The sequence below is a fragment of the Streptomyces sp. HUAS 15-9 genome (assembly GCF_025642155.1).
Lineage (GTDB): Bacteria > Actinomycetota > Actinomycetes > Streptomycetales > Streptomycetaceae > Streptomyces.
The window spans coordinates 5,936,167-5,954,206 of sequence record NZ_CP106798.1 but is presented as its reverse complement, the minus strand read 5'-3'; the positions used below and the strand labels follow the sequence as shown (position 1 = coordinate 5,954,206).

At 63.9% G+C, this 18,040-nt stretch carries 18 protein-coding genes and 1 pseudogene; 4 read left to right on the top strand and 15 right to left on the bottom strand.

Annotated features, from left to right (window positions below):
- Nucleotides 1–174 precede the first annotated feature (174 nt).
- From N8I87_RS27620 to N8I87_RS27585, 8 genes and pseudogenes are all read right to left on the bottom strand, one after another.
- Entirely contained in the window at nt 175–1,563 is a 1,389-nt protein-coding gene (locus N8I87_RS27620) for a tyrosine-type recombinase/integrase (RefSeq protein ID WP_263212668.1), read from the bottom strand.
- Nucleotides 1,560–1,772, bottom strand: coding sequence for a helix-turn-helix transcriptional regulator (locus N8I87_RS27615; protein ID WP_263212666.1), 213 nt, complete (start codon nt 1,770–1,772; stop codon nt 1,560–1,562). Before N8I87_RS27615 ends, N8I87_RS27620 begins: the two co-directional genes overlap by 4 nt.
- Nucleotides 1,762–3,134, bottom strand: a pseudogene (locus tag N8I87_RS27610) (replication initiator). Before N8I87_RS27610 ends, N8I87_RS27615 begins: the two are co-directional and overlap by 11 nt.
- Complete coding sequence (locus N8I87_RS27605; protein WP_062234068.1) at nt 3,131–3,391, bottom strand: hypothetical protein; 261 nt, start codon at nt 3,389–3,391, stop codon at nt 3,131–3,133. Before N8I87_RS27605 ends, N8I87_RS27610 begins: the two are co-directional and overlap by 4 nt.
- Before the next feature lie 104 nt (nt 3,392–3,495).
- Nucleotides 3,496–3,786: a hypothetical protein gene (locus tag N8I87_RS27600; protein ID WP_263212663.1), complete on the bottom strand. Its 291-nt coding sequence runs from the start codon at nt 3,784–3,786 to the stop codon at nt 3,496–3,498.
- A gap of 32 nt (nt 3,787–3,818) precedes the next feature.
- On the bottom strand, nt 3,819–4,013 hold the full coding sequence (locus N8I87_RS27595) for a hypothetical protein (RefSeq protein ID WP_317633497.1): 195 nt from the start codon (nt 4,011–4,013) through the stop codon (nt 3,819–3,821).
- A gap of 12 nt (nt 4,014–4,025) precedes the next feature.
- Nucleotides 4,026–5,348 (bottom strand): FtsK/SpoIIIE domain-containing protein, encoded by a 1,323-nt coding sequence (locus tag N8I87_RS27590; RefSeq protein ID WP_263212658.1) that lies wholly within the window; start codon nt 5,346–5,348, stop codon nt 4,026–4,028.
- The gene (locus N8I87_RS27585; protein WP_263212656.1) at nt 5,348–5,695 is read right to left on the bottom strand and encodes an SCO3933 family regulatory protein; all 348 of its coding nucleotides are present in this window, start codon (nt 5,693–5,695) and stop codon (nt 5,348–5,350) included. The genes N8I87_RS27590 and N8I87_RS27585 overlap by 1 nt, the downstream gene beginning before the upstream one ends.
- A gap of 203 nt (nt 5,696–5,898) precedes the next feature.
- On the opposite strand from N8I87_RS27585, the gene N8I87_RS27580 reads away from it, so the two are divergent.
- Nucleotides 5,899–6,639 (top strand): GntR family transcriptional regulator, encoded by a 741-nt coding sequence (locus N8I87_RS27580; protein ID WP_263212653.1) that lies wholly within the window; start codon nt 5,899–5,901, stop codon nt 6,637–6,639.
- A 481-nt stretch (nt 6,640–7,120) separates the two neighbouring features.
- Complete coding sequence (locus tag N8I87_RS27575; RefSeq protein WP_263212652.1) at nt 7,121–7,984, top strand: macro domain-containing protein; 864 nt, start codon at nt 7,121–7,123, stop codon at nt 7,982–7,984.
- A 1-nt stretch (nt 7,985) separates the two neighbouring features.
- On the opposite strand, the gene N8I87_RS27570 is transcribed toward N8I87_RS27575, so the two are convergent.
- Nucleotides 7,986–10,355: a DUF4062 domain-containing protein gene (locus N8I87_RS27570; protein WP_263216702.1), complete on the bottom strand. Its 2,370-nt coding sequence runs from the start codon at nt 10,353–10,355 to the stop codon at nt 7,986–7,988.
- 597 nt (nt 10,356–10,952) lie between these two features.
- Here N8I87_RS27570 and N8I87_RS27565 point away from each other — a divergent pair.
- Nucleotides 10,953–11,924 carry a toll/interleukin-1 receptor domain-containing protein gene (locus tag N8I87_RS27565; protein WP_263212650.1) on the top strand — a complete coding sequence of 324 codons (972 nt, stop codon included), beginning with the start codon at nt 10,953–10,955 and terminating at the stop codon, nt 11,922–11,924.
- Nucleotides 11,925–12,524: 600 nt separating this feature from the next.
- Here N8I87_RS27565 and N8I87_RS27560 read toward each other — a convergent pair.
- From N8I87_RS27560 to N8I87_RS27535, 6 genes are all read right to left on the bottom strand, one after another.
- Nucleotides 12,525–12,887, bottom strand: coding sequence for a hypothetical protein (locus N8I87_RS27560; protein ID WP_263212647.1), 363 nt, complete (start codon nt 12,885–12,887; stop codon nt 12,525–12,527).
- 230 nt (nt 12,888–13,117) lie between these two features.
- Nucleotides 13,118–13,423 (bottom strand): hypothetical protein, encoded by a 306-nt coding sequence (locus N8I87_RS27555; protein ID WP_263212646.1) that lies wholly within the window; start codon nt 13,421–13,423, stop codon nt 13,118–13,120.
- A gap of 285 nt (nt 13,424–13,708) precedes the next feature.
- Nucleotides 13,709–14,764, bottom strand: a complete 1,056-nt coding sequence (locus N8I87_RS27550; RefSeq protein WP_263212645.1) for a hypothetical protein — start codon at nt 14,762–14,764, stop codon at nt 13,709–13,711.
- 428 nt (nt 14,765–15,192) lie between these two features.
- Complete coding sequence (locus tag N8I87_RS27545; RefSeq protein WP_263212642.1) at nt 15,193–15,510, bottom strand: hypothetical protein; 318 nt, start codon at nt 15,508–15,510, stop codon at nt 15,193–15,195.
- A gap of 4 nt (nt 15,511–15,514) precedes the next feature.
- A complete protein-coding gene (locus N8I87_RS27540) occupies nt 15,515–15,835 on the bottom strand; it encodes a hypothetical protein (RefSeq protein WP_263212639.1) in 321 nt (106 codons plus the stop codon).
- Nucleotides 15,825–16,385 carry a bifunctional DNA primase/polymerase gene (locus N8I87_RS27535; protein ID WP_263212636.1) on the bottom strand — a complete coding sequence of 187 codons (561 nt, stop codon included), beginning with the start codon at nt 16,383–16,385 and terminating at the stop codon, nt 15,825–15,827. Before N8I87_RS27535 ends, N8I87_RS27540 begins: the two co-directional genes overlap by 11 nt.
- 279 nt (nt 16,386–16,664) lie before the next feature.
- On the opposite strand from N8I87_RS27535, the gene N8I87_RS27530 reads away from it, so the two are divergent.
- A complete protein-coding gene (locus N8I87_RS27530; RefSeq protein ID WP_491743948.1) occupies nt 16,665–18,038 on the top strand; it encodes an NsdA family TPR-like regulatory protein in 1,374 nt (457 codons plus the stop codon).
- Nucleotides 18,039–18,040 lie beyond the last annotated feature (2 nt).

Below are 18,040 nucleotides of genomic sequence, written 5' to 3'. Positions count from 1 at the left end.
CAGCCGTTTGCCAGTGATCACGTTGTAATGGCGTGTTGATCTTAAAGGGCTTCGCGGCAGGTCAGAAGGCGTTCCGTGGACCTCTGAGCGTAGCCCTGTGGACCACCTGTGGACGGACCGGAGCCCCGGACCGGAGGCGGCCCGGGGCTCCCGTTCATGGGTCATGTGGTCGTGTCAGTCCATGAGATCGTCCCCCTCCCCCAGGCCCTGCATGATCCGGTCGTTCATCTCCTTCTCCTGGCCGTCGATGCACTTGGCGTAGATCTTCAGAAGGACGTCCACCGAGTGGCCGGCGCGAGCGGCGACCTCCGGTGCCGGAACACCGGAGTTGAGCCACTGGGAGACGCCCGCATGGCGGAGGTCGTACGGCCGGAAGGCCAGGACCGAGGAGACCTGATCGGGGACCAGCGCCAGTTCCCGGGCCTGTTTCCACGCCCGCGAGTACGACGAGGCGGCGATCACGTTGCCCCGCTCGCTGAAGAACAGCCGCCCGTCCTTCGCCGTACCGAACTCCTTCAAGTGCTCGCGGAGCAGCCGCACCAATGGAGGCGGTACCGGCACGATGCGCACCTCACCATGGGCCCGCTGCTTCAGTCCGCGCCGATCGTGAGCCTCGCCGGAGTCGGTCCATGCCTTACCTGCCGTGGGACGAGTCTCCGCCAATTCGATACGGCCCCAACCCGACGCCGGAAGGGTGCAGTCGGAACGCCGAAGCCCCAGCGCCTCCCCGGGTCGCATGGCCGCGTAGTACAGGCACGCGAAGAACGCCCGCAGGCGCCGGCCGCTCGCTCGGTCATAGCCGCCCACGTACGTGAGCGCGGTCAGGAGCTCCCGAGCCTGCCGAGGATTGACCACCACTCGGCGGTCAACCTCCTGCACAGCCCGCTTCCCCCGCTTGCGTCGAACTCGGCTCAGCGGGTTGGAGGGCAGGTGTTCGAGTTCAACCGCGAACTCAAGTGCGTTGAAGACCACGGCTCGCCGTCGCCGGTACGTCTGGGTCGCCGCGGGCTTCCCGTCCAGCCTCCGCCCCAGCGCATCGATCAGCTCATGCACACGGGCGATCTCTTGCAGCTCTCCCACCGGAAGCGACGCCTTCTCGATCCAGCGCACCGCCGCGTCAATCTCCTCCGGCCGCTCCCGCTCCCTACGGGGGACGGGCAGGACGTACGACCGCAGCGCCCGACGGAGAACCTCGGGAGCGGGCCGCCCACGTCCCGGCTTCACAAGGACGGGGACGACCGTCGCCAACGCGTCCGTCATGCTGTCCCGCTGCTTGGCCGACGCCTCCGCCCAACGGGCATCCACGTACTTCACCGCCAGGTCGAGGAACGACAAGGCAGCTTTGCCGCCACGCAGCGAGTCAGGCAGACCGGTGACGGTGTCGAACGGCTCACCCTTGTCGAGCGCCCGCACCAGCTTGGCGCGGAAGCGGTCGGCCAGCGCCTTGGTCTTGTACGACTCGCTGAACGGCTGACCATCGACGACCCAGCGCACGAGGTAGGTCAGTTTCTTGGTGGTCTTGTTGACCGAGATCTTCCAGACGGAGACCTTGTACGACTTCACGACGCCGCCCTCTCTGCCCGGTCCTCCAACCAGTCGTTCAGCACGTCCCGCCGAACCCGGAGCTCCCCGTTCGGCAGGCGGATGCAGGCGGGGGCGATGCGCAGTTCCCGCCAGCGGTAGAAGGTGCGTCGGGAGATCCCGCCCAGTTCGTCGAGTACCTGCCGCACCGTGAGCAGCTCAACGGCCGGACCACGGTTCTCACGCGTCATGACGACCACCGCCCTCCCGAACGGAGGCAGCCAGGAGAGCCGCCTCCGGCGAGTAGCCGCGCCCCGCATAGCGCCATTGGCCGACCGTGACGGTCGGGACGTCAGCCAGGCCGAGAGAGGCCCGCTGTTCCTCCGCGCGATGCTCGGCACGGGCCTCCCGAAGGGCAGTCAGCGTGGTCGAGTAACGGCGTGACTTGGTGGAGAAGTGGCCGCCGTACCCGAGCATGTGAGCCCACCGGCGCAGCCCGAGCGGCGCGAACTCAGGCAGGCCGCCGAGCCACCAGCACGTGCCGATCATGCGTAGCACGTGCGCGCGCACGGGCAGCACGACCATGTCCCGCGCGTGGTAGATCCGGCCGTCCACCGCGCCGGCGGACTCCGCGCCCTTGGTGGCGTACTTGGCGATGTAGCCAGCCACAGACGCCGCGGAGGCCGGCCGCTCCCCCGCATTGCGTCCGTACGAGGTGACTGGTCGCACGTCGACCTGCGTGCCGAAGCGGAGCACCCGCGGACCGATGACGTCCGCGCCCGGAGCATTCAACTGCACACGACCGACTACCGTCCGTACGGCGTCCATGAGGAGCGCCACAGTGGCCCAGCCCGGCGGAGACGAGTCGGGCCCGTCTGGCCCGTCGAGGCGGATCACGCCATGGAAGTGGACCAGGCCGCGCCGCTGGTACTCGACGACCTTTGCGTACGAGACTCGGGCGACTTCCCCGAACTCCTCACGTGACAGCCCGACTTCCGTGCCACCTCCCGCCGCAGCTCCAGCCCGAACCGGTGCCAGAGCCGACCGGCGAACGCGTGCCAGAGGACCGCGCCCGCGTAGTCGTAGCATCCCGGGCAGAGCGGTTCGCCGAGGCGGGGGTCGTCCGCTGAGTGGCGGGCACGGCATCCGGTCGGCCGACCGTGCGGGCAGCACTCCCCCGGCCGACGGGGACGACAGGCCCGTACGCGCCCATCGTGCTCGCGGCGCGTGTGGACCGGGCCGAAGCCGGGAGCGGTGAGCGTGGCGAACACGCGCGGGTACTCGCTCACCGCCTCCGGGACGTTCTTGCCGCCGACGAGGCCAGCTCGTACGAGTTGGTACGTGTCCGCCCGATACAGCGCCGAGCAGGCCCGGCAGACTGTCGCCCGCCGGTTACCGCATGCAGTAAGCAGGCGACCGCCGTAGACGTCCGACCCGTGCGAGAGCAGGGCCGCGCCCGTAGTCGTGTCGAAGACGGTCGCCGTGCCGACGAGGTGAATCGGGTTGGTGCAGCCACCGAGGCGGACGATATTCCGGCGCCAGGCAGCGAACTCCCGGTCTGAGGCCCTGGCGACCAGAGCGGCTGCGCCGCCCGGTACGAGGGTCGTGGTCATCGGCGACCACCCCCGCCGCCGAACGCGTGCGCCATCACAGCCGAGATGCCCTCCGGCCTGGTCTTGGCGCTGAAGCGGAGCGTCGGGTCCGTGAGCCAGAGCGCCGCAGCGTGCGCGGGACACAGGTGCTGCTCGGTGTCGTCGAGCCCGACGAGGACGACCTGTTCCCGTCCGGCACAGGTCGAGACCTCCGCGTCGCGCTGCCTGAGGTCGCAGTCGGTCAGCGGGGATTTGCGCGAATGATGCGCGGTGGACAAAGTGTGAGTGCTCCTTTCACTGCTCATGTGGCGGATGGAGTGGGTTCCTGACGGGGTCGGGTTTGGCGACTTCGCGCCCCGTCGGGAGCCCGTCGTACGGGCGATCACTGCCGCTCCTCGGGAGGAATCGCTACGACGACGTACGCGATCGGTCCGAATTCGCGGCGTGCGTTGAAGTAGCCCTGGCTGAGGTCTTCCGTCGGTACGCCGAGCGGAGCAGCGATGGACTCCACTCCCTCTCGGCGAGCGGCGGAGTCAGATGCGTCGACCAGGACGGCGACGGACGCACGGCGCGGCACGACGACCGCGGGGTTGACTGTCAGGAAGTCGACCAGCTCTCGCAGACCGGCCAGGAACTCGGCGCGGTCACCGGAGCGGATGACGTAGTCGGACACGGGAAGTCCCCTTCTCGGGTCAGCGGGTCGGTTCAGAAGCGGAGTTGGCCGAGGATGCCGTTCACGCCGTCGAGGAAGGCCTGAGCGAACGGCGCGGCCACGGTCTTGGAGAGCAGGAAGCCGAAGGCTCCGCAGAGCAGCGCATCGACCCACCGCAGGTAGCGGATGCGCAGGAGGAACCAGATCAGCAGGCCGAGCAGCAGGACAGCGGACATGGACACCAGCACGGCAGGCCCCTTTCACGACGCTTCGACGTGCAGTTCGGACAGGACAGGAGTCAGGTACGCGTACTCGGCAGCGACGGCTTCCGCCTCCGCCTCCGTGATCAGGTGCGACCGGGCACGTTCCCAGCCGTCGCCTGAGGCGAGGACGGCAGTACCGGCCTGTTCCGGGGTGATGGCCTGCGCAGCCTTGAGCGCATCGGGGTTGAGGTCGCCGAGCGCCATTTCCGCTGTCCCCGGGTCGGCCACGCGATGGCAGACCCGGCCGCCGAGCTGTGCCCGCAACGCGGTGACACCGGGCCCCAGATCGGAGCCGACGCGTTGGCCGGCGACGACGAGGAAAACCCCCAGCGCCGCGCCGAGTTGGGCCAGGCGGATGAGTGCCGTACCGGCGGCGTGGGCTTCGTCCTTCTCACTCCGGCTCGCGATGAGGAACAGTTCCGCGATCTCGTCGACGATCACGACGACGGGGACCGGTCGTTCCTTGTCCGGCAATCCCCAGACGTTGCGAACGCGCGCCGTCCGGCACAGGCTCATGCGGTCGAGGGTCAGGTCCACGAGCGCGGAGAGCAGCCGGACCGCCTGCTCACGGTTGGTGGCGAGGGCGGACAACCGCAGCTCGTAGAGCGACAGTTCCATACCGCCCTTGCAGTCGATCCCGACCAGGGCGACGTGCTGAGGAGCCAGGCCCGCCACGAGCGCGTTGATCAACGTCGACTTGCCTGAACGCGTGGCTCCCACGATCAGCCAGTGCGGCACGCGCCGCAGGTCGACCACCCAGGCGGCACCGGTCTCCAGCACACCCACGGCCACCCGAAGCAGATGACCAGACCCCCGCTGCTTAGGAGCCCGAGGAGCGGCCAACGGGTCGGACGCCGACGCGACGATCCGTACGACTCCCGGCTTCCAAGAGGTCACCCGCACCGCGTGAACCTGCCAGTCCTCGGCCATAGCAGGCGCAGCCTTGACGAAGTCCTCCGGCACCTGGCCTGGCAACAGCCGTACCAGCAGCACGAAGCCGCCGGAGGTCGGGTGTATGAGACCGCGACGCGGTACGCGCGGCTGCGGTGGAGGCGCACCGTTGCCGACAAGCCCGGACACGACCGTCAGAGCCGGTCGCCGACTGACGGCGAGCCCACAGCCCGCCATCAAGGGCCGCCAGGTCTGCATGACCCGCAAGGCCACGACCGGGAAGCCGAGTAACAGCCACCAGGCGACGGGGTAGCGGCGGCGCAGGGCCGGGCCCGCGAGAAGCAGGCCCGGCACCAGCACTGCGGCCACCACCAGAACCCAACTCGGCCCGGACGAACCGGCCGAAGCGGTGGAGGAGGCCAGATTCATCACTGTGCGGCCCCCTTGCCCGCCGGAGCGGGAGCGCTCAGGGGCCGGATCTCTGCCGCGCGGAACGCGATCCCGTGCCGCCCGTCGTTCTCCCAGGGCGTCGCGACCAGGTCCCGCACGGCCACCGGCATGCCGAGCTGCACGCCGCTCGGTTCACCGGCCACGCTCACGTTCACAACGTCCGCCGACGCCCCTGCCATCAGGCAGAGGCCGACTTGGTACATGGTCTTGCCGGTCTCGCGGTCCACGCGGAGCTGACCGGTCTCACGGTTGGCGACCCGCGGAGCCGGGGGTACGGCGCAGATGATCCCCGTGAACTTCGCGGTGTCGATCGGAAGGCTTGCCACTTTTCGTCTCTCCTCATCACTGGGCACCCAAAGGCCGACCCTCCGGGTTGCTAGACCACCCGTAGTACGGGTGACGCAAACCAGAGTGACGACCCGTAGTACGGGTTGTCAACCGTCTAGCGATGGGGGAAGCTGTTCACGCTCGTAGACGAGTCGTCTACGCCAACGCACAGCCGCAGAAGCAACGGCCACGGAGGGCCCACATGCCGCCGAAGGACACGCAGCCGAAGTACCGGCAGATCGCCGACTACCTGCGCGATGGCATCTTGGACGGCACCTTCCCGGCCGGCCAACCGCTACCGTCCGAGGAAGCGTTGGCGAAGCAGTTCGGCGTGACGCGTCCCACAGTCCGTCAGGGCCTCGCTGAGCTACGGGCGTCAGGTCTCGTCGAGGCCATCATGGGCCGCGGCACCTTCGCCCGTTCCCCCCACAGCCGCCCAGGTCTCACGCGCCCGCGTGGCGTACGCCGAGCCTCCGACGGCCGCTACATCGAGGCCGACGGTATCCGCTGGGCCGACGCCGAGCCCCCGGTCGCCACCCGCACGGATGCTCCGATGGCCCTGGCGGACCTACTGCGTATCCCTCCGGGCGAGCCGATGTTCACGTACGACGCTCTACAGACGGCAGACAACGGCCGTCTCCGCCAACTCCACCGCACGTACGTGCCGTTCTCGGTGCTCATCGACTCCAAGTACGAGGAGGAGGCCCCACCGCCGGCGCCAGAGCTCTACGCCGCGCTTGCCGACCTGGGGCACGAACTCCACTTCACGGAGTATGTCCGCACCCGCATGCCCCTACCGGACCAGGCCCAAGCCCTCCGCCTGGCAGACGGGGTCCCCCTCCTGCACGTCCTGCGCGTGACGCTCACGGAGGCCGACAAGCCCTTGGCCCTGGAGGAATTCCACCTACCGGGCGACGAGTTGGAGCTGTCGTTCAGGCTGTAGCCGACCCTCGGTTGGCTCAGAATTTCTTCACGTAATCAAGGCGGCTCGCTCCGCTCCCCGCGCGCGGCCCGGCCCCCGGCCGGGCCTGCGCTCATGTCTCCGCTCCAGCCCGGCCGGCGCCCGTGCCGCGCTCAGAGCAATCAGCCACCTAATGCCAGAGAACGGGTACGTCGTGGCTGGGGCGGTCGGCTCCACGGCTTTAGCCACCTCCCCGGTCCGGGTCCCGCATCGAACAAGACCAGGGGGCCACTCGTGCTAATTGCGGTCAGGCCCAAAGCCTGCCCGAGTTGCCAACCAGCGTACGGCCCCCTGATCATGCTCGACCCCAGACCGGGCAGGCCACCGGCCAAACCCGCTCCGCCGACCAACTTTCCGAGCAGCTGGCGAATCGCGTAAGCGGAGTCTGGGCAGGCTCACCGGGCAATCGCGCCCCTCGCACGACCACGCCGGGGTTGGTTGAGCTGAAGACGGCAGGAGAGCCATGCGGCAAGAAGCACGCGAGGTGCTACTCACACGTCAAGGCATAGGCGGAATAGCATCCGCATCCTTGGCGTCCTTTGGACTACTCAGCGCGGCGTTTCAGGTCGCCCTTGCTGTGTGGCCAGATATGGCACGACACGATGTCGCTATTTTAACCTCCCTTGCCGGGAGTTGCCTCATGGCTGGCATTATTCACGCATGGCCGAAGATAGATACAAGTCACCATTACCGGTATCCGGATTTCACAATCCAAATAAAGTGCGGCGATCTCCTGAATGAACAGGAGAACGTGATTATTGGATTCACGGACACCTTCGACACCGACATTCACGACGGCGTTGTAATTAATCCAAGTAGCATACAGGGGCAATTCGAAAGAAAATACTACAGCCAGGATACTTCGCGCTTGGACCTAGAGATACAAGAGAAACTGCAAGATATTCCCATTGCAAGCCGCGAAACGGCAATAGCTAAGCGCAGAGGAAAACTCGACCGGTATCCGATTGGCACAACAATCGTTCTGACCAACAACGATACGCGATTTTATGCAGTGGCCTATGGATTCATGAGAAACGACCTGCGCGTGAGCTGCTCAGTTGATGCACTGTGGCAAAGCCTGACATCCGCCTGGGACGCTGTTAGGACTAACGGAGGTCTTGAGCCTGTGGCAATACCCATCATCGGGTCAGAGCTTGCGCGCGTGGGCTCGCTGGACAGAACGAGCTTGCTCAAGATGATCGCACTCTCATTCGTAGCCTCATCGAGGCAGGAAATAGTCTCTCGTCGACTCACGATAGTCATACACCCGAAAGATCGACAATCTGTCAATCTAGTGGATGCGGAGAAATTTCTAAAGTCCCTTTGAATCACCGCGGCAAGTAAAGGGCCATGTCGATGGCGGCAACAACATCATAGTAGTAGCCCTCGTCTCGCTCGCGATACTTATCCAAGAAAGCTTCGAGTTCATCCCTTCCCATTCGCAGCGCGACCGACTCCCATACCACCATCCGCACTTCCTGATGAGAACTGTAAAGTAGCTGCTGAAGTTCGCCAAGTGAAATGGACTGATTACAGGCGAGCTCTTTAGCACCGATAAGCGCAACCTCCCCATCTTTGTCATGCGCCATCTTTCTAGCGGTGTCCACCCCACCTGCTCTGGCCGCTCCTCTGAGCATCTCCTCTTTCTCATCTCCATAGCTCTTCGCTGCCCGGGCGAGCAAGGTATCCACGTCCTGTGAAGTTCCAAGTCTTGCCAACGCCCGCGCAGCCGGCGCAGCGCTCAGCCAGTCATTACGGGCAAGCTCCTCGCGAAATCGGACCAGGTCGAGCTCTCTCTTGTCTGAAGCAGGGACTCGTGCGAGAAGATCCACTGCAGCAGCCTTAAGTTTTGATTTAAGGAACTCCGTCAAGTCGTCATCGTACCCCAACTCAACGAGCTTCTCGGCATCGAGCGAGTTGGCGCAATCAGAATCAAGGATTTCTCGAGCTTCATCTGCCATGCCTGCTCCACGTCGCCACGAAAGGGCAGACCATGCAGCCACGAAAGATGGCGGGCTCAAAAGTTCAGCGCTCAACTCCTCCTCGGTTGCCGTGAGAGACTTCAATCGTGGCGCGAAATTACTCAGCGCATTCTCGTTCTTGAGTTCAGAGACAGCAGCGAGTAGATTGCGTGTCGCGTCACAGCGCTCGGCCGCGTCGAATGCGAATGCAATCAGGTGATCGCTCCCACTGTTGAGTACCCTACTAAACTCTTCCGCAGACGGAACGCGACGTTGAGAAACCAAGTCCAGAGCATTGTGGATTACTCGGTCCGGTAGAGCACGCCCCAGTAGCACGGATGCAAGCTGCTCGGTCGTCATCCTAGGGATGGAAGACAGAAGTAGGTGCTCAAAGCACGATCCTTCGCTCACGTAACGTGTCGCTGCCATCTCAGCGAGCCCCGAAAGATCGCCCTTCGCGTGCTCCACGAGGGCGCGAAGCTTGAACGACACGGCCTTATTATCCAATCGCTCAATAACAGCTCCCAGGAGATCGGCATCAGAGTCCCTTACTACAACTGCAATATATTCAAGGGCGGCATTTTCTACCTGGAGTGACTCAAGAATGTGCACCCACTTGTCAACGGGCGCTTCGCCCACCACCGCTAGTGAGCCGCCTGCTAGGTTTGCCTCGGCGACTCCATGCTCGTCACTTTCCCATAGTTCCAATGGGCGTGCCTTCATCTCGGCGAGAATGTAAAAAGACCCGGTCACAACCGAGAAATCTGCACTCGGATTTAGGATCTGATAGGTCAGAGTATCTACAAGATCACTTGTGTATTCGCCGCTCGGCGGTGCAACAATCTTAAATCCGGGTGCGATGCTGTGCAGAGTGCCGTCTTTCTCTCTTCTAATATTGTCCGCAATCGTCCAAAGAATCAACCTGTACTCCATAACGGACAGTACAAGTTCATGAGCCTTAGCGTAAATCCTATTCAATGAGTGAATAGGCATCGCGATCATTTCCGGCTGAGCGGCCATCGAAAAAAGGAGAAGCCTATCAGAGTCCAGTTCCTCCTCGGAGACTTCATTTCCCCGCTCGGCAAGATTGTAAAAATTCCGCAGTGTGGTGGCGATTTGACTTCTGGCTTCGTCCTCAATTTGCGGCTCGGAAGAAGCGGTGAGCGGGGTGGTAGTGGTCGCATCAGGCTTCGCGACCGTTCCGTCAGGTGAAGAATTCTCTACTGGGTTCCACTCATCTATTATCACCGAAGTGAGGTAGTGGGTAACTAGGTCTCGGAAATCACTTGTCGAATCGAATTGGCGGTACAGAGCAATATGCTGATCTTCTAGTCTCCTCTTGAAGGCGAGGACCCTCGACAGGGAAGGTCCAGCGTCTTCAATTTGATCATCGGGCACCCTCTTAAAAAAGATGCTAATGCGCGGCCGTTCTCCGTTTCTTGCTCGGCTGGCCGCTTGTTCGTACTCCTCCTCAAAGCCGGAAGTGTATTCACCCGTCGGGGTGCCCCACTTGCGATAAAGCAATCCAATGAACACATCGCACTGCTCAACTAGCGGATTGATTACCGCTTGCGGTCGCCCAAAGCTTGGTTGAGTTTCCTCCCACCCCGTTACGCGTAGTCGGAGTGCGACCTTAGATGCGAAGAGAGAATTAACGCTGGCAACTGCTTGACGTACAGCGTTACGCTCATCAACCAGATCCCCAGGTGACGCGATAAAGACCACCATCTCCTGCACGCTGGCCAATTGCCTATTCCTCCCCGCTTGCTGTTAGCTACGTCCAGGCATCTTACTGGACATGGTCAATACACGGCAGCCGTATGCACGGAGTTCTGCAGCCCGCGCTGTCCAGATGCGGCGCAACCCGCGAGTTGACGGCGTCCAAGGTCGCGCGCTCGCCAACCAGGTAGCTTCGCGCCTGTGCGTGACGAAGCGCCGAACTGCCCCTACCCACTCCCGATCTCTGATCGAACTCCAACGGTAGTTGCCAGCCCACCTAGCCCGGTGCGGACCGGCGTTTTTCGCAAGAGCACGGCTGTGAGCCCGTTCAACTCATGCCACGTCTGCACAATAGTGGGAAGCATTGGGCAACGACACTCGCGAACAGGTAACGCCTACAGTGTTCCGCAGCGGCCCGAAAGTCACTACCCTTCAGTAATCCGAACTTCACAGAAAAGAGCACACGTTCGATTATCCTATCTGCTTTGGCAGACCCGCGTGGCGCGTCCTCGGGGTTTCTGGTAGTCCAGTCGAGAGGGCGAGCGGGTACCGCACCACCCAGACATCGAGCGCTTTTACGCACAGACCGCACCCCGAGCAGGCATGCTGGGCTACATGACCGACGCATCACCCCCAGCACACAGCCCTAAGGCATTCCTCTCGCATGCAAGCGAGGACAAGGCCTCGTTCACGGAACCACTCGCTCGTGATCTGGCCCGGCTAGGGATCGATCCCTGGCTGGATAGGTGGGAGATCCGCCCGGGCGACAGCCTGGTGCAGAAGTTGTTCGACGAAGGGCTCGCAACCGCCGATGCCGTAGTGGTGATCGTTTCTCGCCACTCGGCAACGAAGGCGTGGGTGCGGGAAGAACTGGACCAGGGCATGGTCTCGCGGATCGAGCGTGGCACCCGGCTGATTCCTGTCCGATTGGACGATGTCGAGGTCCCCGCGCCGTTGCGCCACCTGGTGTGGCATAACGCAGAGCGCAGCCCGGAGGGCATTGCCAAGGCAGCCCAAGAGATCGCTGACACGTTGCATGGAACGACTCGCAAGCCGAGCATCGGCGCCGCCCCTACCTATACGCAGGCGTCAGCTCAGATTCCTGGGCTAGCTTCAGCAGACGCCTTTTTGCTCACGCTGGCGATCCGAGCCGCAATCGATACAGGCCACCCGCAGCTACTGGACTGGCCTGGGATCGAACGGAAGGCTAATGAGGCCGGCCTTGTGGGCGCCAACTTGCACGAGTCCACCATGGCACTGGCCGAGCAGAACTACCTCGATATCCGTTTTTTCGGCGAACGTGTGAATCAGGCTGATTTGACGCCCTACGGGTATGACGCGGGCATCGAGGCCGTCATGCCCGATGTCGACGAGGGCCGCCGCCGCACAATCGCGCTGCTGGTCAATGATCCACCGACCGGGGACCGCATCATGCACGAGCTCGCAGAGCGTGCGAACGTTCCCCTACTCGTGGTGCGTGAGCTCCTTGAGGACCTGAAACTTAGGGGCCTTTTGTCCTACAGCCTCACCATAGGGGATCACACACGGCTGCACAGTGTTAGCCCGACTCTGCGACGGGATCTCTGAGTCGCGCTCTGACCAGGAGACCTCTGGCAGCGACAAGGTGAGTGTCTAACTGCGTGACAACGCCGACGAACAACGGCGGGCGAGCGCGAACGTCTGCGGACCATCAGCGCAGGTGAGAGGTACACCAGCCAAAGGCAGCGCCCCCATCCGAGTTGCTTCGGGACGAAGAGGTCCGCGCCCATCCGTCGCGACGACTTTCAGGCTTGTCTCCACCCTGACCGCTCAGGAGCAATTGCAGGACCAGGCGTAGGCAATGAATGCGGCCGCCACGGCAAACGTGGCGGCCGCCCCGCCAGCCAGTCGCCCGCGCCGCCCTGGCCTCGAGGGACGGAGCAGTTCCCAGCCGCCATAGACGAGGAAGGCCAGCAGGGCGCCACCTACACCGCCGGTAACGATCGGGCTGCGCTCCCACCACCAGACGAACGCGTGCCGGATCCACACTGAACTACGAATCCCGGGTGCCTCTGACATCCACGGCTGGCATCAACGACGCTGGACGGGGGCGAACATCAGCGTCACTGACCGGCCGTCGTATCAGTCACCGACCTCAGCCGAAGCAGTCTCGGATCGAACTCCTAAAGCGGGTGTCGAGGACCGACGTCAATCCTCGCGGCACTGAGCGAACACCTGCTGTTGCTCGTCCCGCCAGCTCCAGTTAGCCGGCCGGGAGAAGGGCAGGCTTCGGGCAAGGCCGGAGAACTGGTCGGATGGCTCCCGGCTGGCCTTGTTCACCACGATCGCCGAGAGCATCGCTGCTCGTCCGTCTTCGTTGCGGTGGAGGCAGACATCCTTGAGCAGGTAGGTCATGACTCCGTGGTGAGGCGGGATGGAGTCGAAGCCCTGTGCCGCCAACTCGGCGCTCAGCTCCCCGTACGTGATGGTCTGTTCCTGCCGGGCCCGCTTCCGCAGGATCTCCACGGCCACTTCGACCGCTGCCGGGTACTCCGGATCCTTGATCCTCACTGTCCCTCCCCCACCGCGTGGAGACTGCTCAGCCTGCGCATCGTACCGGCCAGACACCGCCCCGTACTTCTAAAAGCGGACGAAGAGGTCGTGCCAGAACCGTGCCAGATCGTGCAGGGAACCACGGGGGATGACGGGGACCAGGGCGCCAGTCAGTAAGGCCCCAGGGGCGCTCCGCCGCCCCTCACTCCTGCCGGCCAGCGACCATCCACCGTGGTGGCCAGGTTTGATCATGGGCTTCGCGCGCATCGATGATATTCGTCGCGTGCTTCGCGATATTCGCGCCATGCCTGCGCCCAGCTGTCTCTCGTGGCCGGGATCTTGCCGTGCGCCATCCAGGACAGCTGCCACAAGGCGTGGTTGAGGACGCGTGCAGCGCTGATCGTGTCCGTGTCGGTCAGGAGTCGCAGGTTCTCCAGGAGATGACCGCGCCGATCTTCGGCAGCCGCCGCCTCACCGAGCGCTTCTTGCGTGGGTTCCAATGGCGACGGGTAGTCAGTGAGACCACGACCGGCCGCGAGGCGGAGGCTGACCATGCATACCTCCTTCACGGCCCTGGCGTAGTCCGTATATGCCGACAGTCGGCGTTCATCCCACCTAACGGCTTGCTGACGACGCCAGCGCGACCGCTCCGTAGCCACCGTGGCCAGGTAGGAAGTAGCAGCACCAACCACCACACCAAGCAGAGTGGGGATTTGATCAACCAACGCCATCTCGAAGCCTCTCTCTCGATATGCTCTGCCTGGACGCTGCAACGCCGAGGACATATGCACCCGAAAGCACTTTGAGCGCCCCGGCCCAGTGGAGCACAGCTATCGCAGCTACATACCTGAGAGTTCCACTCGCTCCTGCCACCAGTTCAACAGTGCGCCACGAGTGATGTAGGCCAAGACCCATAGGTGCATAGGGACTTGCTTGGCCTTCCACGCACTCCTACCAGCCATGATCTCGGTGTCCCGCTCAATGCACTCCGGTGGCCTCCCGTCGTCACCGAGCTCTAGATCTACACCGATCATGCCTGGTGGCATCGGTCGCCCAGCGTGGAGATAGTTAGAGCGGTGCTCATAAACGAAGGCAAGTGCCCTCCTGAGTGAATCCCAGTCCAGTCGCACACCCTCGTTATCGGGCCGTTCGGACGGCGGCGGGGGTGCATAGTGGCAGGTAAAATCTAGAAATCTCCTGGTAGCCTTCGCCGTCTCAACCAAAACATTGGCAACCGCTGGCAAGATGTCAGAAACTTCCCTGCCAGTGATCAGTTCGACGAGTTTAGGATAGGCATCCTGCAGTACCTCCATAGGATTAAGGGCGTCCGTCTGCATGTGCACAGCCAGTGTCTCCAGCGCCGTCACTAGGTGAAGCCATGCCTGTTGCGGATCGTTGTCACCGACCCAAAGTGCGTCGGCGTAGCAGCGGGCCGCCTTCGCCAAGGCGATCGCCTCTGCCGGCTGTAGCTTAGGATACAGAAGCAGCCATTTGACACCATGAGCAAGCTTGACCTCCTTGCCGCGTAGACCTGGGAATTGGATTCGTCGGTCTGGTACCGGAATTGAGGTGGGTGCACGATGATTGTGCAATTCTGGTTCCCCAGCCGGATCTTTGCCATGCTGGAACCTACGGATCAGCCCACCGTCGCGTAGACGAACCCCGAGAGCCACGCTGAGCAGTGCCGCAACTTCCTCACCTGCATACATTTCGATGTAGTGGTTAGGCGACGACTCATAAGGACGATTCCCTGGTGGCAACACCGGCGAACCGTGATTAAAACGCACCACCAGTTGACCCGAGAGGTACCCGTTCCCGACTTCTGCAGCGGTTGGAAACAGCCTGATCGGACCAACGCTTGTCGGCGACCCCCAATAGGGTTCGCCCTGGATCATCGAATCACTATAAATTAGACATTCGAAACCATCCGATTCTAGGTCTGGGTGTTTCCAGATCTGCCATGCGTCGGGTGCGTCAAACCTCGTTGCTGGCTTTTCTCGCTTCGTGCCCACCTTCACTGAATCCTTCCGCCCAAGCGTTGATGGCCCAGTGTCCTGCGAGACTGCGAGCGCTCGCCAGTGAATTCAAGGGTGCGGGTGCCATCGCGGCTCCCTTTGGTCGACGACACCCGCCGACAGCGTGGCTGAGGCCGGGTGGGGATGCAACGAGACGTACGTGTGCGCAGTCGGTCGGCAAGCCCACTGTCATCGGCTCAGGAACAGACGCTCCCTACTCCAGTCTCAGCCCTGCCGTTCGTCCGGGCTGCGGCGCTGGGGCGCCGGTCCCGGCCGAGCGGCAGGGCAACTGACTGCTGGGGTGCAGTTCAGGCCGCAGGGGCTTCCTGCGGAAGCAGAGGGCCGTCCGTCGTCGCGTCACTCGCTTCTGCGGCCAGTCCGGCCGCAATCAGCGTCGCCAGCAACTCAGCCGTTTCGGGTCGAACGTTCCCGAGCTGCACCAGTCCGTCACCAAACACGTTCACGTCGGCCACCAGGCCGGGGAAGTCCGAGTCCAGCCCGAGGAGCACGAGCTGATCAGCCAGGGCGCCGGCGCTTCGTCGTGCGCGGTTCCAGCCGCGTACGTAGGGCACGCCGGGCGACAGGTTCTCCGCTCGTTTGGCTACCACTCCGCGCCGGTCGGTCATGTCGTCAGGCCCTTCCTTTGTGTTTTTCTGCGATGGTCTGCCCGTGATCGTCGTCGGTATGGTCCCGGCCGAAGCCGCTTGCCAGGGCCAGGCGCAAGAGCTCTGCGAGACGCTCGGCCGTTGCGGGGGACACTCGGCCCAGTTCGACGAGACCGTGCCCGAAGGCGTTCAAGTCCGCGCGCAGGTAGGGGAAGTCCCTCTCCAGGCCGGCGCGCACGAGGACGTCTCGCAACGCGGTGGTGGCGTTTCGGGCCGCGTACCAGCCGTCGCTGTCGAGGGGCGACCATGCGGCAGCGTCGCGCCCGTCGGTCGGCTCAGTCGGCATCCGTGCTCGTCTCCTCGGAGAGCGCGGCGACCGCCGCGTACGGCGTCGGGTACTGCTCGTCGAAGCGGTCAATCCGTGCCAGGAGTTCCGCGGAGGCGACCAGCGCGGTGGCGAGAGCGACGGGGCGCAGCGGGTTGGCTTCCGGTCGGCGTGTAGGTGCGCGGAGCCACTGATAGCGGTCATCGGACAGCGGGATGGGGCCCGGTACGACGACGGCACAGTCGTGGCTCAGGTACCGGTATGGCGGCGGCGATGACGTTTCGCGTTCGAGGTAATGCGTGAAGGTCTCGCGGCTCTGCGAGCAGAGGAAGAACCCGACTCGCTGGGCCTTGCGGTCGACGACCGTCGGTCCGAACGGCATCGCACTTCGGAGGAGGCGATCAAACATCTCCATCCCGAGGCGCTGTTCCACGCTCAGCACGTCGAAGTAGCGGCCGGTCGGCAGCAGGCAGGGCATCCGGGGATCGTCCGCCCAGATCTGCCGGCACTCGGCGGGGTTGTCCGCTGCCGCCGACAGCCACTCCATGCCTCTCCTGGTCATCCTCTGCACGTCAACTCACCTCGATCGAGACTCGGTTGCGGCCGCAATGCCGCCCTGTGTCCAGGCTCGGGGTCGCCACCGTGGCCAGGGCAGATGACAAGAGGTGACGGGGGATGACGCGTCACGCGTGGACGCGTCATCCCCTGTCACGGATCAACAAGCCTCGATCTCCGGTTACTTGCAGCGCACAGTGAAGAACAGCGCGTACATTCGGTTGTGAGGCCAAAGAGTCGTGCGCCCCAGAAGTCGCACCCGTGCTCAGATGGGGAGGGAACGGTCACGTCTTCGCTGGAACCGGTCAGCGTTCGCTTACGTCAAGCGCGCGTGGGCCGCGGCTGGAGTCAGCCGCGGTTGGTGCGCGAACTGCGTCAGGTTGCGCTTCGCCGCGGACACCAACTTCCGTCGGACGCCAGCGTGAAGCGCCGTATCGCCAGTTGGGAGAACGCCCACAGCGCGCCGGACGACTTCTACGGTCCGTTGTTGTGCGAGGCATACGATCTCAGCGCGGCCGAGTTGGGGCTGAACCACGAGGGCGTGCGGGACACCGGGCTCTTGGACGCCAACTATCCGGCGAGCCCCGAAGGAGCAATCGATACCGTCGGGCAGCTGTGGCGCGCTGATCTCAACCGGTACGAGCCCCTATTGCAGGCCGAGCCGTCCGAGCCCGCGTGGAACGAAGCCTCGCTCCGTTGGCTGGTCGCACCCGAGCCCGCCGTTCCTCGGCAGCGTCGGGACGGAATGCGCGTCGGTTTCGGGGACGTCGCCGCCATCAAGACCACCGCGGACATGTTCGCCGAGTTGGACGACCGGTTCGGCGGCGACCACGCTCGGCACGCGGCCGTCCAGTACCTCAGCACAGAGGTGACGCCGCTCCTGCACGGGCAGTACAGCGAGCAGGTTGGGCGAGCGCTGTTCTCGACCGTGGCAGAGGCAACCCTCTTGGCCGGTTGGATGTCCTACGACGCCTGCCGTCACGGCCTGGCACAGCGGTACTTCCTCCAGGCCCTCCGGCTGGCCCAGGACGCCAATGACCGCCGGCTCGCCGGAAGCATCCTGTCCGCCATGAGCCATCAGGCAACGTTCCTCGGTCGCTACACGCAGGCCGCGACGCTCGCCCGCGCCGCTCTCATGGGCATCTCTCCCGTAGCCACGCCGACGCTGCGCGCCCAATTCCACGTCATGGAGGCCCGCGCTCTTGCTCGGACCGGTGACGTGGGGGCCTGCGAGGCCGCGTTGAATGCGGCCACACGGGCGTTGGAGAGTCGGAACAGCGACGACGAGCCCGAATGGATCAGCTACTTCGACGAGACTGAGCTTGCGGCTGAAGCTGCCCACTGCTTCCGCGACGTCAACAGCGCCCGGCAGGCTGTCGCCCACGCCGAGAACGCCATGAGCGGCAATCACGTCCGAAGCGACTTCTTCGCGACGATGGTTCTCGCCGACGCCCACTTACGGGCCGGCAACGTCGAGGAGGCTTGCAGCGTGGCGCTCGATGCCCTCGACCTGGGCGAGCAGCTCAAGTCGGCCCGCTGCGTCAGTTACCTTGCCGAGTTCCGGCAGAACCTTGCGGGGGTCAGCAAAAACAAGGACGTACAGGCCTTCACCGAGCAGGTCAGAGAGCACAGACTGTGGATCGCCTCTGGTGATCACGTAGGTTCCTGAGA